We start from the raw sequence: 14337 nt of genomic DNA on the forward strand, positions 1-14337 counted from the left end.
GATTGTATTCTCCTTTGGCAGGAAAGGCTGTGATTTCGCGTTAGATGGAGTGAGCCGCCTTTGGCAGAGGACCGAATGTCACTGTGAATATAGTTCCGCTTTGACGAAAAACCTCGATTGTACCGTGAAGCTGATCAGTTAGGTCGTGAACGAGTTGCAGGCCCAGCGTATCCGCCTGATCGCTGTCAAAATCTTCGGGCATCCCGACGCCGTCATCTCCCACCGACAGGACGCTTGAACCGTCCTCTAATGCTTTTAATTGGACTTCGACACGGCCCCGCCGGCCATCCGGATAGCCGTGCTTGAGCGAATTGGAGACCAGCTCGTTGATGATCAAGCCAATTGATACCGCCCGGTCAAGGTCGAGCTCCATGTCGTCAACAAAAGTGACCAACTCAACATTCTGCCCCTTCATACTGTAGGCATGCATGAGATTGGCGCAAAGGTTCTGGACATGTGTCTGCATAGATATATTCGCAAAGTTACCCGCCCGGTAAAGGTTTTCATGGACAAGCGCCATTGATCGAACACGATCCCGGCTCTCGGCAAACAGTTCCGAAACGCCGGCGTCGTCTATCCGTTCAGCTTGCAGACTAAGCAAGCTGCTTATGAGCTGAAGATTGTTTTTCACTCGGTGGTGGACCTCCTTCAACAGCGCCTCCTTCTCTTTGAGCGATGCTTGAAGGTTGCCGTTCATCCGCTTTTGTTCGGTGATGTCTCTGCAAATTGTGGCGATGCCGTTGCGCTCACCTGTCTTGGAATCCAAAATGAAGAAAATCGTTTTGTGAACAGGGATGACCTCACCGGTCAGCAGGTGGCGAAGGGAGCACTCGCCCTGCCAATGCCCCTCTCGCAAGAGAATGGGAAGCACGTGTCCCGTAAGTGCTGCGAACGCTTCGGCCGTCAGGAAATCACCCATCTGGTAAGACGCGAGGTCTTCGTCGAGGTCAAGCCCGATCGTCCGACGCCACGCATCGTTCACGTAGGTGATGTCGTATATTGAAGCTGCATAAGCGATGCACTCGTTGCTGTTCTCGATCAGAGAAACCAACCGCCTCATCTCATCGTCGTTCTTTTTTCGATCAGTGATGTCCAGGACCGTCACGAAGTATTCGGCGACCGCTCCAGTGCTATCGAAGCTCACCTTGTCTCGGGCGTGGACCAATTTTACTGATCCGTCCGATAACAATATCCGATGCTCGAAACTTGCGTCGCCGGAGGGCTGGGTCGCGGCCCGCCGTGCTTCAATCAGCGGTCTATCGTCCGGGTGGATACGCTGTAGAACTGCCTCATAGGGCAATCCGCGCTCATCGGGAGCGAACCCGAAAATGCGCGCGCATTCAGCGGACCACGAAACACGGCGCGTTGCGGCATTCCACGTCCAACTTCCGGCATGACTGATCATTTCACCATCCGCAAGCAGGGTCGCGCTTTTTCTGAGCGCATCCTCGGCCTGCTTCCGCTCAATGATGATGCCCGCCAATCGAACGAGTTGCTCGGCGATTTTTATCTCATGAGGCATCAGCCCCCGTGAAGATCGAAACAGCACGCCAAACCGACCCAGCAGTCGACGGTCGAACGACAGTATCGGCGTGGACCAGCAAGCCCGAAAGCCATTTTCCAACGCTAGGTCGCGGAAGGGCGATGTCGTAGGCTGATCCTCGACGGCAGCGCAAAAAGTCGTCTCTTGGCGTATGGCCCACTGTTCCCAGAGCGACGCACCCATTCCAGCTTGGCTTCGTTCAAGAATTGTCCGCGCGAACCGTTCCTCGGCGCTTGGCGCTTGGCATTGCACAATTCTACGGCTCTCTGGATCGAAAAGAATGACGAGTGCGACAGATCTCTCGATAAATCGCTCAAGCACCAGGCTAAGCTCGTCGATAATCCGCGGCAGCGCGTCTCCCGCACCAACCATCTCGAGCAGCCGCCTTTCCTCGAAGACCAACTGCTCGGAGCGTTTCAGATCGTCGATATCTGTATTCGTTCCATACCATTTGACGACAACGCCTTCGTCGTCTCGCAAAGGGGCGGCCCTGACCAGAAAGTAGCGCGATGTACCGTCGGTACGAACAAGGCGGGCCTCGACTTCGCCAGCTATCTCGTGGTCCACGAGTTCACGCCATTTCACCATCACCTTTTCTCGGTCGTCAGGATGGAACGACGCTATCCAGCCACCGTCTCTAGCGACCTCCGGCGAAATCCCCGTGTAGTCGTGCCACTGCCTGTTGAACACCGCGCCGCGGCCGGAGGAATACACGCTCCATACCAACGCAGGGATTAGATCAATCGAATGCTTGAGTTCGCTCTCCGCCCTCCGACTGACGCTTGTTATTTGCTGGACATGGCGGAAAAGGCGGGCATTCTCTAGTGAGATGCCTGCCTGCAGGCCGACAAGTGAGAGTATTTCACGCCGCTCGGGCGTGAACACGCGCGATAGGTGGTTGTTCTCAACATAGAGAGCACCGATCGCCTTCTGATACTTGACGATGGGTACGCAAAGAACGGAACGGAATGCTTCTCCCGTGAAGTATGGATCAGCTGCGTAAGGATTGCGGTCGACGGCATCATCGATCAGCACACTGTCCCCCGATCGCATCACGTAACGAAGTATCGACATCGGAAGGTCTGTCGGTACCACTGGGGTCTCTGGAAATCTGACGCCGATGCTCCCATCGACAATTCTTCCTTCAGCTTCGATCTGCAAGTCGGCTTGTTGCACGAGGACGAGCACGGCCCGCTCCCCACCGGAGTCTTGGAGCGCGACCTTCATCAAGGCCTCTATCAGCTTCCTGAGATCAATCTCGCTGGATATTGCCTGCGAGATGCTGATGATCGTCGAGCGATCGAGCCTTTCGAAACTGTTAAGCGTCACCCGCTCCAATGTGGGCAAAGCTTTTCCATCGCTGTTACGCGGATGGAGTTGGTCCAGCTGGCGCACCTTGCCGTGTGCCCCCCATTCCGAATAGCACTCACGAGCCTTTGCAAGATAGGCGTCGGCGATGGTTGCCGCACCTCGACAACGGTGAAATTTCGCCGCGAGTTCATTGCCGATGGCTTCGTTCTGTATAAAGCCATTCCTCCGAGATAACTCAATCGCGTCGTCATACAGTTGCATTGCCGTTAACTCTTGCCCCTTGAGACGCGCAATCTCCGCATGCGCGAGGGCATTTCGGTCCGCGAACGTTTCGGGGCATGTACCCGTCCATTTCTGCAGCAAGTCGGCGTGGAATTCGATCTCCTGTTGGTGAATGGCGACGTCGTCCGGACTGATCGCAGACTCCAGCAAAGCCGCTCTGGTGAGTACTGTGTAATATGCGATGTCACCTCTTTGTATGTGCCCGTGTGATTTCGGGACGAGTTCCAAGGCATGTTGCAGGGCTTCAGCCGCCTCGTCGAGGTCTCCCGATAGATAGCGCGCCGCACCTTTAGAGGTCCAATAGAAGAACGTCATCATCGACATGCGGTCGGGTGTAAACTGGGCTTCGAAAAGTTCGGTGTCGAATCCTTCGCCATCAAAGGACGAAAAGGATGGCGTTTCACCGCGCATTGTCTGTACAAACCGCTCTTGAATGACGATGCAATCGATGACGTCGCGATATCTAGCGTTTCGAGCGAATGCCAACGTTTGACGTATTTCCTCCAGGATCGCTTGGAGGTTATCGCCCCGCAAAAGGCGGTCTGCGACGATGTGAACGGCGCTAAAGCACGCCGTAATCACGTCGCCGGTAGAAGTTGCCGTGGTAAAGGCACTTCTCACAGTGTCGAGGCCTTCAGATACCGGCCTGGACCAAACCAAGAGCATCTGCAGGCAAAAATCAGTCTTGGCCTTTTCTGCCAGAAAATTGTTTCGCTCGACAATCGCGGATGCAAGAAGACCGAATTGGAGCGCATCCCCGTATATTCCAAATACGTGGCCGAGAGCCATCCCAAACCAGCCGAGACCGATCGGTGAAGCAGGCGTCGTGCCGTGCTTCACCGTAATCTCCACCATGTTGCAGAGTACCAGATAAAGCAGGTTTGAATCATGAAGCCCAGCCGGCGTGAAGAGGGCTTGCAAGATACGCATTGTAGCTTCGACGTCGGGATCCTCTGTTCTTGGCAAATCGACCAGACCCGAGATCGAACGCCCGTCGAGAATGGTCCATATATTCGCGAAAGCCTTGTCGACCTCCATGCGCGTCGGATCAGCGGGGATATCGATTCCGAACAGGACCAAGCAGTCAGATGTCACCTTGATCGCTGAGGCGTAGTCGGACCGGATGACGTGCACGTCCGATTGCAGGCAACAGACCAGCGCCTGGTCAGTCTTCGTACGGCAGTTTGGCTTGATTATCTCAGCCAGGCGCAATGTGTCGGCCAACGCTCCGATCAAGAGTTTGCATTCCCCCTCTAGGATGGCGAGGGCGAATGTGAGGTCGTACTGCATCTCCCACCGTTCTGCGGTGAGCATGGCAACAGCTGCCTTAGTGTACTCGAGCGCCGAAAGGTAAGCCGTCGAAATCTTGGCGCGCTTCGCCGCAAACAGATTAAGCTGGGCAACCAGCTCCCTTTCGGATGCTGCCGTAACCAAAGACTGGCAGCGGTTGAATTGTCCAGCGACGGCGAAAATATTCTCGTCGAGCTCGACCGCGGACAGGGACGAAAACATCGCTCGCGCGATGTTAAGGTGCACTGCTCCGCGCTTTTCAACCGGGATAAACGAGTAAGCCGCCTCCTGGAGGCGATCATGCAGAAACTCGTAGAACTCGCCGTTCAGATGTATAAAGCCCGCGTTCACGGCCATTTGAAGCGCCGCCCTGCATTCCTCGTCGCTCCCTCCCAAGATTGTTTTCAACGTCCGGAATTCGGCCGGACTGCCGAAAGAGGCCATGATCCCTAGAGCTACTTGCGTAGGTTCAGCCAAACGCTCGAATTTCGCTGCGAGTATCGTGGCAACGTTCTCCGTGATGGCCTGCTTGCGAATGCTTCCGAGTTCCCACAGCCACTGCCCGTTGGAGTGGTCAAATCTCAACAGTCCCTGGTCGGCAAGCAAATGAAGGAACTGAATTGCGAAAAATGGGTTTCCCTCTGTTTTTTCGAACACCAATTCAGCGAGTTGCTTAGAGTGTACCGCAGATGTCGTCAGCGTTTCCGCGACAAGCTCGGTCAAGTGAGCTTTCGTCAGCGGAGAGAGCGTGACCTCGACCATAGGGCGGCCGGAAAGGCGAATGCGCTGCAATGCACTTGCAAGCGGATGATCGTTTCCGATCTCGTTTTCCCGGTACACGCCAACGACCAGGAGATTTCGCATGCCACCGTCCGAAATCAGTGCCTCGAGCAGCGCCAGCGTCCCTGCGTCCAGCCACTGAAGATCATCAAGAAAGAGCACAAGAGGTCGTCCGTTTCGGGCGAACACGTCGATGAACCGACGGAACACACGCTGGAACCGGGCTTGCTGGTCCCAAGGTGACACTTGTGCGACTTGCGGCTGGACGCCAATCACCAGCTCGAGTTGCGGAATGAGGCTCACCATCAATTGGCCGTTCGGTCCAAGCGCCTCCAAGATCGCTTCACGCCATGGTGCAAGTTCGCCGTCACTCATCCTGAGCAACTTATCCACCACTTCCGCAAAGGCTGCAGTTAAGGTTGAGTAGGGAATATCCGATCTATATTGGTCCGACTTACCGCACGCCACGATCGCGTCGGATTGGCCCACTGACGTGAGGAAGGCGTCTACGATCGAAGACTTTCCCACACCACTGTATCCGGATATCAGGAATAGTTCGCCTCCCCCCTCTTCTGCGACTCGGTTGAATGACGTGGCCAGGGCCTCAAGCTCGCCTTCTCTTCCGTATAGATTCCGGGGTAACACCATTGCGTCGGCCGTATCGTGCACGCCGAGCGCGAACATGCCCACTTCTTCTGTCGCGCTCCATTCCGATAGGCAGTACTTCAGATCATGTTCAAGTCCCGCGGCGGTTTGGTACCGCTCCTCCGGAGACTTGGCCAGGAGCTTCAATATTATATCCGAGAGTGCGAGAGGCGCGTCTTCGCGTTTTGTTTTCGGTGGAACCGGTTGCCGCGCGATATGGCAGTGGATCCATTCCGTTGCGTCTGACGCGTTGAATGGAATAGCCCCGGTCAGCATTTCGTACATGATCGCGCCAAGCGCATAAAGGTCACTTCGTTGATCCGGCGCTCTTTGCGCTCGCCCGGACTGTTCGGGAGACATGTATTCATAGTGGCCGGGAACAAAGCCTTGGGCATTGTCATCGCCACCCTTTTCGCGCGTCAGCAAGGCAGACCCGAACCCAGTTAACCGAACCGCATGGTCCGCGCCTATGAATATGTTGGATGGCCGAAGATCGAGGTGAATTATGCCGCTGCCGTGAACCTGCCGCAATGCCCACGCCATCCCGAGGCCTAACCGAAGGCACGACGCGACCTCAAGGGGCTTTGCGAGAAGCGATTGAAGAGGGCAGCCACCCGGATCTTCGAGGACCAGTGCACCTCTTCCGTCATGTGACGTCAGCTCGTGGGGACGTAGCGCCCATGCTCTATCCAGTCCATGCGCCAACCCGTACTCACGAGCTATCCTTCCGGCGGCATCTGGCCTGCCAATGTTGGCGACGACAAGGAGAAACGGCGCCGACGCGATGCCACCATGACCACGATAGAGCGTCGTGTCAGCCTCTTTGCACAGTTCCGTGAGCGTGTACGCGGAGCTATCCATCCACCCACCTCATCGTTGTCGTAAGGCCTGCGACGAGCACCGGGCCAGCTCGAACGGGAAAATCGTCAGTCGCCCAGGGCAATTTCAATATGCGCTCTTGCACCCCGAGATCACTCACGCCCTTGTCGCCTCTGCCATTTTGAGGACAGTGAAGTGGAAGCTGCTTCCCATATCACGATTATTCGAGCACCAAAGTCGACCTCCATGGGCCTCGACAATCGATCTACAGATTGAAAGTCCCATTCCAATGCCGTCGGGCTTAGTTGTGAAAAAGGCGTCAAACACCTTTGTTGCAGTGCCTTCAGCAAGCCCGACACCTGTATCTGACACGGTGACGGTGATCGAGTCGTTGGCGTTCTCCTCCGTCGTTATCCGTAGAAGCCGTGGCTCGTTGTGCGCCGCTATGATGGCATCCATACCGTTCATCAGCAGGTTGAGGACAAGTTGCTGTAGTTGAACTCTATCCCCGCGCACACGCAGTGCGGTGTTTGAAAGCTGCGTTTCAGCCGAAATCGCGAATCTGCGCATCTCTCCCTGCAGGAGCAGCACCACCTCGAGGATCAAACTGCCTAGATCGACCGATGACATCGTTGGGTCCGATTTTCGAGCAAGCGCGCGTATGCTGGCGACGACTTCGCCTGCCCGATGGCCGTCCCGGATAATACGCTCGGCAACCTGTTTCGCCTCATTGATGTTAGGTTGCGCGCCTGCGAGCCAGGTCATACAGGCAGCGGCGTTGGTCGTTATAGCCATTAAAGGTTGGTTGATTTCATGGGCGATCGACACCGTAAGCTCGCCAATCGTCGCCACACGGCCGACATGGGCAAGTTCCTGGTGAGCTTTCCTGAGCCGCTCTTGAGCCCTGTTTCGTTCCGAGACATCTCGGAAGACGACGACGGCCCCGGTCAACTCCCCCGTATCCCCAATGATCGGGGACCCACTGTCTTCGATCGGAATTTCCCGCCCATCCTTTGTCACAAGGATTGTCTGCCTTGCGAACCCGGCGTCCGCCCCGAAACTCATGAACTCCGCAACCGGTTCCTTGACCGGTCGACGTGTCGTCGCGCTCGTCACGCGAAACACCTCGTCCAATGGACGCCCCACGCCCTGCAGTGAAGGCCATCCCGTTAGAAGTTCGGAGCTTGGATTCATGAAGGTGATAATCGAGCTTTCATCGGTCGCAATCACGGCATCGCCGATGCTCGAAAGAGTGGTGGCGTAGCGTCGCTCGCTCTCGCGAAGACGTCGCTCCGCTCCATGCTTGTAGACCGCCATTTCGACAACAGTCCGGAGCTGTGAGTCGTCGAAGGGTTTCAAGAGATATCCAAAAGGTTCGGTGAGGCTCGCACGCTTGACCGTCTCGTCGTCAGCATATGCAGTCAGGAATATAACGGGAAGCCTACAGACGTCGCGTATTTGGCGGGCGGCCTCGACACCGTCTATGGCTCCTTCAAGACGGATGTCCATGAGAACGAGATCCGCTCTCGTCTCGATTGCCAGTGAAACGGCGTCCTCGCCCCTCGCAGTGTGACCTGCGACCGCGTGACCGATTCGGCATAGTTTCAGCTGGATGTCTCGGGAGACGACCCGGTCGTCTTCAACGACAAGTATCCTAGCAGGTGTCATCGAGGATCTTCCCAGCTCCTGCGGCAGGATGTTGCCGGCAGAGCATTCCTTTTCCCTCAGTCGTCGGCGGGACTACCTCCGAGAAGCGAGGCATTCACACCAGAATATGGCATCCGCCGCCGAAAACGCCTTCAATTTGTCTATCTACCCCCGGCTGTGACCCTGCAGCCCACCGGCACGGTCCTCTCTGTTTGACGGACAAGCAGTTGAAAGTCTGCGAGTAAATCGGTGTGAAGTCCAGTTAGATCTTGTGAGATCGGCTGTGAAAGGCAGGGAAGACGGACCGCGTTCTGGCGGTTACGCATTGGGCGAAATGTAGCGCACCGCGTGGTTGTCCAGGTCGCTATTATCGACCAGATATTTGGCCATTTCTGCAAAAACGACCCCTAGGCCGCCCCAGATGATAACCTGAAGAATCCAGGCGTGAAGGCGAAATTCCTGAAGCAGTTCGCGCGGGAAAGCGTCTGGAACTTCGTCTACCGTCGGGAGGGCAAGGTGTGCCAACGACGCCAGTCCGATGAATACAACAGTTCCCACCAAGGCGGACTTGGAAAATGAGAGGTAACGCCCGAGCTGAAGGGTCACCCATATCGACAGGATCACGGATGCGATTGATACCAGAACAGCGATGAAGAACAATTCAGTTCGGCTCCCGATCGTTTCTGCCGCTCCCACGCCTGGCGGGCTTGCCGGGTACTTCAGTTGGGGAAGCACGACGACGGAAGCGTAGGACGCAGCGGTGACCAGCCAGACGCTTGCGCGGGTCCCAACGCCTATTCGACCGTGTGTGAATGCCACTAAGATCGCCAGCAGCCCACCAAGCGCGACGGAGAAGCTGGCGATGCCTGTGAACAGACCGGCGTTCCGCTGAACATTTCGGCTTATAGTTTCCTCATGTGGATGGGTGCCGTGGGCGTCGGCATCCTGTTCCATCGATATGGCAAGTTCGATTGTAGGCTCCGCAAATAGCCTCGCATAGCCGAACGCCGCAAGCGAGATCAGGAAACCCGACAGCATACCGGCAATGAGCAGTTTCTGGATCATGGCGAACTCCTCAATGGCACGGGAAACCCAGCAAGTGCCGACTGTCGTGAACGAACTCGTGCACATCGCTGCCAGGCAGGAGCGCGGTCGCACCCTGCTCTGCCCCGACGAAATAAAGCACCATAAGAAGAAGGATTCCAACGAACGCAGCCCATGGCATTAGGTCTTCCACTGAGACCGGCGACGGTGACAACGATGGGCGAGTGACGATGTGGGTCATGAACTACTCCTTCGCAAAAGGTGTTGGAAAATCGAAAACCGCATGATGAACGCAGTGAAGGAGCGGGTTTATCGAATTCGTACGATGATGTGACGAAAGCGTTCTAACCGGGAAGGAACCAGTCTCCCAGTTCCAAGTTGGCACACGCTGCCTGATCGAATTTGTGGTACGGGAAAAATCGAAGCTAAGTCGTCAAAGCGAAGACTCTTCGATCCCATGATTGTGACCGCGGAAAACCGCGTTTGAGAGGAAGTAGCTCACCAGGATGGGTTCCGTCTGGATGCTATACCAGAGTCCAGTGACACGGCATTTTAGAATGGCCTACAGTATACGGGTCACGTCGTCTTATCCTCCCAGACGATGTGGGCAGCTGTCTCCGCGCTGCCACTGCCAAATGCCCTCCCCCTCTAGGCATTTGGAGACAGGGTCCAGATGACCCAAATTGGCCGCTCCTTCGCCGGGGAGCGGCCTTTTTTTCGCCCGGCGTTCAGTGGTTCGTCAGGTCACCACTGTACCTCAGTGTGATAGTAAGAGACCGCTTCCTCGCATAGCCTGACGCAATCATTTGAGGTTGCAGAAGGATCTCGCCCGATGGATGCAACACGGAACTTCCTGCCGTATCGCCATCGCACGCTGTCGCGAGCAACGGCAGAACTGGCCTGCAGTTTGGGACGAAAGATGTCTTTCGTGAACTCATTGGATCCACTGGTCTCGATGGGTGGCGTCGCACGCTCTTTCGACGTGACAGCCCAGCTTTTCGACTTCGGAGCTGACAACGGCACTGTTGTCGTTGCAACAAGACACACCTCCCTCAAGTTGCGTAGGAAGGGCCGAGTCCTCATCGAGGGCTCCATGTTCGAGGGGTTGGCCACCTGCCCATCGGGCGCCGATAGGCTCTCTAATGGATGCGTACATGTCCTCGGTTTTGAACTTTTTCGAACCGGCGACACGTTGGAGGGTGGCGGAGGCACCTATCGAGTGCGCCATGCCAACACGAATTATATTACGATCCGCCTGGTGGACAGCGATGATGGCAGACGAGCTGGCGCCGCAGAAGCAGTGCTTGGAACGTTCGAGTTGTGTGGGCTAGAACCGTGTGTGTACCCCCTCTTTCCATGGCATGTGCGGCGCTCAAAAAGACTGATCGTGGGGAGCCAACCCAACCCAGAGGCTTAAATTACGTCTCTGCACGCTGGATTCCACCGTGTTCGGACGAAACGGAAATTCCATGGAACGCATCTTTGATAGCATCCAACCACGCCTCTCGAGCCTAAATTGGAGTCACCAGATGAACAACAGTCACAACACCATCGGCGTTGTCGATGCGATAGGGGAGCTTCCGGTGTTTCTTCCGGGCGCAACCGTGCGGATCGACGAGCGTGCTCCCGTCGGTCACTACCGCGTCCCGAACTACCTTCGCGGTAAACTCGCCACCGTGGAGAAAGTGATCAAGCGGAAGGCCGTCAACAATGAAGAAGAAGGGTTCGGACGAAACGCAGGATCCCTCCGACACTACTACAGGCTCGCCATTCCGATGAACACGATCTGGAGCACGTACGAGGGCGCGCCGACTGACAGCCTAAGGATTGAGGTCTTCGAGACCTGGTTGAAAGGAGAAGCTACATGAGCAGCTCAGATCACAATCATGACCACGACCACGACCACGATCACCCGCACGCAGCGATCGTTGAAGGACGTCCAGGCTATTACGACATCATGGAACGGGCGTTCGAAGAACTCATGATCGAGAAAAAGTTCTTCACAGCGAACGATATTCGTCACCAGATTGAACTACTCGATTCTCGGAACCCCGCACTGGGCGCAAAGGTTGTAGCGAAGGCGTGGTCCGACCCTGATTTTCGTGCGCGGCTCTTGGACGACGGACGGGCAGCTTGCGAAGAGTTTGGGATTACTTTTTATGACGACACCGACCTCATCGTCCTGGAGAACACCCCCTCCGTTCACAACTTGATCGTCTGCACCCTTTGCTCCTGCTATCCGAGGCCGGTCCTCGGCCTACCCCCGGATTGGTACAAGCTGAAGCCATATCGGGCACGGGCGGTCTACGAGCCCCGAAAAGTCTTGGCCGAATTTGGCACGAACATCCCCGACAACGTCGAGGTTCGTGTAAGCGATTCCACTGCTATCCAGAGGTTCCTGGTACTGCCAATGCGACCCGCTGGAACCGACGGCTTCAACGAAGAACAGTTGGCTGCTCTTGTCACACGCGACGCGATGATCGGGGTGATCCAGGTTCCAACCCCACTTGGAGGGCTCTCTGATGACTGACACCGAGCATCTTCTGAAACGGTTGCCCAACGACATCGGTGGGTTGTCTGCTGACCGGATTGAACAGGTCGATCACGTGCTTGAGCCTTGGGAGAAGCGATGCCACGCGCTCGCTGACGTCCTTGACTACTACAAGATCATAAACACCGAGGAGAAACGGCGCGGGGTGGAGTCCCTCGGTTCTGACCTGGTCGGAAAACTTACTTACTACGAGCGCTGGATTGCTACGTTCGCCAACATCGCTTTCCAGAAACGACTCCTCACGCCGGAGGAGCTAGCGCTAAAAATGCAGGAGGTCGAAGCGAGATGGAACGAGACGCCGTAACGGTTTCCTTTCGGTCGAGCCGTGCCTGCTTTGTCGAGTCCTCACTGCATGCTTCCATACCACCTCGCGCCGCCGCCGAGGGACTGGGCACAATGCTTCTGATGATAGCTATCTCGGGCTCGGCCGCGGTTGCACATCAGTTCAAAGATCCGAACATGGCCGCCCTCGCGTCGGCAGCCGCGATCTCCGCAAGTCTGGTCGCGCTGATTATCGCTTTCGGGCCTGTGTCAGGCGGGCATTTCAATCCCCTGATCTCATTTTTGCAATGGAAATCTGGGACACGGCGTCTGGACTGCGCCCTAGCATATATCGTTGCCCAGACGACTGGAGCTACCCTAGGGTCAATCATCTCGTTGGCAATGTTCGACCTGCCCCCCCGTTTTGCCTCCGGTGGCATTCCAGATCCCGGACTTATTCTAAGTGAGTTTGTCTCTGCGTTCGCCCTGATGATGGTCGTCCTCTGCTGCAGCAGGAATGGCAGCCGGCAGGCCGGGCCATTTGCAGTCGGCGCCTGGCTGTGCGGAGGAATACTTGCGACCCCGACTGGTTCGCTCGCCAACCCTGCAGTGACGATCGCCCTCGTCGCGTCGTCGTATGGGCCGTCGCCCGTCGCAGTCGGCGCCTTCGTCATCGCCCAATTTCTCGGAGGTCTGGCAGCACTTTTGCTGGCAACATTCTTCTATCCACTCCGGGATTCATCCAATTTGAAGTAGTTGGGCACGATCTAGCCAACGCCGCCACTTACTTGTCTTAGCCAGGTTTCGAATGTCACCACCAACCTCTCTCCGGAGCGGTCCTCCAGTCGCGCGCCCATCGGGGTCACTCACCTAGCCGAAACAAAGGAGATCAGCATGAAGGATTTTGGAGATGAAGAATCCCCAGTTGTCACAATCGGAGCCCCGATGGTGTTTTCTATAGTCTTGATTTTGATGATCCTCTGCTACCGGGAGGCAATCCCTGGGTCACATCCGTCACACGTCGGAGTCTACCTGCCACAGGTGGTGGAAGCTGCCACGGAGAAGGTGGACGTCGAAGACCGGGCGGTTCAAAAGATCGTCGCCCGACTGGCAGCCGCCATGTAGTCGATTATCGGCGAGTAGAGGCAATTTCGAGATGCTGTATCGGATGAACGGACACCGGACCAGACTCTAATTTGTCGAGGAGACCAAATTTGAGGTCATCGATGACATCTCTGAGCGATCGACCGCTCTTCGCGACATACGCCTGGAAATCGGACTACGCAACAGATTCATCTGGAGCAGAGACGAACAGAGCTGGCTCCGAGTCGCAGTCGAGCGAGCCAAGGCCATGCCGTTCGAGTGTGCCCGCCAATTTATTTATGCGGTACTCGGACAGTCGCTTGCCGTCAATTTTGATCGTTTTGAGATCGTTAGGGTGAATGGAAATTCCGTAATCATTTTCTCGACGGCCTCCCAATGAAAGGCTCTTTTCCACGATCGCTCTCATTAGCGATCGATCCGGAGCCGATAGATGCTTGAGCTTGCCACAGTACGATGTGATCTCTTGGTATGTAGCTGGATCGATTAGATGGACGACGTTTTGGTCATCGAGATGTTTGATCAGACCTTTGAGTGACTTCGGTGAACTGGAATCGACGGTCTCCGCCTCATCCTCGATTTGCTCGGCGTAGCGTTGCCGAAGCGTGTCACCGACGGCTTCGAATTTTTCCTCGCGCTCGGATTTCCATCTGCTCAGGATATTTACCGTGTACTTCTTGTGCTCAGTATCCACCAGCTTGTGGCAAACGTTGCAAAGCAAGATGAGATTCGCGGGAGCCCGACGCTCTTCTTCATTCATTGTGGCGTCGTATCTGGCGCCGCCCGGCTTTTCCGCGCGGATGTGGCACACTTCCCCTACTATGGTTCCATTCGCATTGAGCAGAACGGTATTGCAGGTAGGTTTGGCGCAGAGGTTTCCAGACAACATGTAGAGCTGCCGAAGTGTGGCTGACGACGGCGAAACTCGTCCGGTGATGGGCGCACCGGATTTCGGGATCTTTTTCATCATCAAATCTTTAGCCATCATTCAGCTGGAGCGTCATATCGCAGCCGGGGCATCAGTGTCCACGTTAAAGACGGGGAGCGAGCTGCTGCAACCTGC

At 55.9% G+C, this 14337-nt stretch carries 10 protein-coding genes; 5 read left to right on the forward strand and 5 right to left on the reverse strand.

What is annotated here, in order from left to right:
* Positions 1 to 40: 40 nt before the first annotated feature.
* The 4 genes from ACP7BS_RS08250 to ACP7BS_RS08265 all read right to left on the reverse strand — a co-directional run bounded on the left by ACP7BS_RS08250 (position 41) and on the right by ACP7BS_RS08265 (position 9602).
* Positions 41 to 6712, reverse strand: a complete 6672-nt coding sequence (locus tag ACP7BS_RS08250) for an AAA family ATPase (protein ID WP_426237558.1) — start codon at positions 6710 to 6712, stop codon at positions 41 to 43.
* Between the two features lie 114 nt (positions 6713 to 6826).
* Positions 6827 to 8338, reverse strand: coding sequence for an ATP-binding protein (locus tag ACP7BS_RS08255; RefSeq protein ID WP_426237560.1), 1512 nt, complete (start codon positions 8336 to 8338; stop codon positions 6827 to 6829).
* A 297-nt stretch (positions 8339 to 8635) separates the two neighbouring features.
* Positions 8636 to 9382, reverse strand: coding sequence for a CbtA family protein (locus ACP7BS_RS08260; RefSeq protein WP_426237563.1), 747 nt, complete (start codon positions 9380 to 9382; stop codon positions 8636 to 8638).
* Positions 9383 to 9392: 10 nt separating this feature from the next.
* Positions 9393 to 9602, reverse strand: coding sequence for a CbtB domain-containing protein (locus tag ACP7BS_RS08265; RefSeq protein WP_426232024.1), 210 nt, complete (start codon positions 9600 to 9602; stop codon positions 9393 to 9395).
* 1288 nt (positions 9603 to 10890) lie between these two features.
* Here ACP7BS_RS08265 and ACP7BS_RS08270 point away from each other — a divergent pair.
* The 5 genes from ACP7BS_RS08270 (at position 10891) to ACP7BS_RS08290 (ending at position 13298) form a co-directional block, all read left to right on the forward strand.
* The gene (locus ACP7BS_RS08270; RefSeq protein WP_426232025.1) at positions 10891 to 11229 is read left to right on the forward strand and encodes an SH3-like domain-containing protein; all 339 of its coding nucleotides are present in this window, start codon (positions 10891 to 10893) and stop codon (positions 11227 to 11229) included.
* The gene (gene nthA, locus ACP7BS_RS08275) at positions 11226 to 11891 is read left to right on the forward strand and encodes a nitrile hydratase subunit alpha (RefSeq protein WP_426237564.1); all 666 of its coding nucleotides are present in this window, start codon (positions 11226 to 11228) and stop codon (positions 11889 to 11891) included. The genes ACP7BS_RS08270 and nthA overlap by 4 nt, the downstream gene beginning before the upstream one ends.
* The gene (locus tag ACP7BS_RS08280; RefSeq protein WP_426232027.1) at positions 11884 to 12216 is read left to right on the forward strand and encodes a nitrile hydratase; all 333 of its coding nucleotides are present in this window, start codon (positions 11884 to 11886) and stop codon (positions 12214 to 12216) included. Before nthA ends, ACP7BS_RS08280 begins: the two co-directional genes overlap by 8 nt.
* Positions 12198 to 12929, forward strand: coding sequence for an aquaporin (locus tag ACP7BS_RS08285; RefSeq protein WP_426232028.1), 732 nt, complete (start codon positions 12198 to 12200; stop codon positions 12927 to 12929). The genes ACP7BS_RS08280 and ACP7BS_RS08285 overlap by 19 nt, the downstream gene beginning before the upstream one ends.
* A gap of 138 nt (positions 12930 to 13067) precedes the next feature.
* Positions 13068 to 13298 carry a hypothetical protein gene (locus ACP7BS_RS08290; protein WP_426237566.1) on the forward strand — a complete coding sequence of 77 codons (231 nt, stop codon included), beginning with the start codon at positions 13068 to 13070 and terminating at the stop codon, positions 13296 to 13298.
* Between the two features lie 154 nt (positions 13299 to 13452).
* Here ACP7BS_RS08290 and ACP7BS_RS08295 read toward each other — a convergent pair whose 3' ends face one another.
* On the reverse strand, positions 13453 to 14262 hold the full coding sequence (locus ACP7BS_RS08295; protein WP_426237567.1) for a hypothetical protein: 810 nt from the start codon (positions 14260 to 14262) through the stop codon (positions 13453 to 13455).
* Positions 14263 to 14337 lie beyond the last annotated feature (75 nt).

The organism is Pararhizobium sp. DWP1-1-3, assembly GCF_049896125.1.
In the GTDB taxonomy this organism is placed as follows: domain Bacteria; phylum Pseudomonadota; class Alphaproteobacteria; order Rhizobiales; family Rhizobiaceae; genus Pararhizobium.

Coding starts and splice junctions, on each gene's coding strand:
- ACP7BS_RS08250 (WP_426237558.1), bottom strand. CDS start 6,712: ATGGATAGCTCCGCGTACACGCTCACGGAACTGTGCAAAGAGGCTGAC.
- ACP7BS_RS08255 (WP_426237560.1), bottom strand. CDS start 8,338: ATGACACCTGCTAGGATACTTGTCGTTGAAGACGACCGGGTCGTCTCC.
- ACP7BS_RS08260 (WP_426237563.1), bottom strand. CDS start 9,382: ATGATCCAGAAACTGCTCATTGCCGGTATGCTGTCGGGTTTCCTGATC.
- ACP7BS_RS08265 (WP_426232024.1), bottom strand. CDS start 9,602: ATGACCCACATCGTCACTCGCCCATCGTTGTCACCGTCGCCGGTCTCA.
- ACP7BS_RS08270 (WP_426232025.1), top strand. CDS start 10,891: ATGAACAACAGTCACAACACCATCGGCGTTGTCGATGCGATAGGGGAG.
- nthA (WP_426237564.1), top strand. CDS start 11,226: ATGAGCAGCTCAGATCACAATCATGACCACGACCACGACCACGATCAC.
- ACP7BS_RS08280 (WP_426232027.1), top strand. CDS start 11,884: ATGACTGACACCGAGCATCTTCTGAAACGGTTGCCCAACGACATCGGT.
- ACP7BS_RS08285 (WP_426232028.1), top strand. CDS start 12,198: ATGGAACGAGACGCCGTAACGGTTTCCTTTCGGTCGAGCCGTGCCTGC.
- ACP7BS_RS08290 (WP_426237566.1), top strand. CDS start 13,068: ATGAAGGATTTTGGAGATGAAGAATCCCCAGTTGTCACAATCGGAGCC.
- ACP7BS_RS08295 (WP_426237567.1), bottom strand. CDS start 14,262: ATGATGGCTAAAGATTTGATGATGAAAAAGATCCCGAAATCCGGTGCG.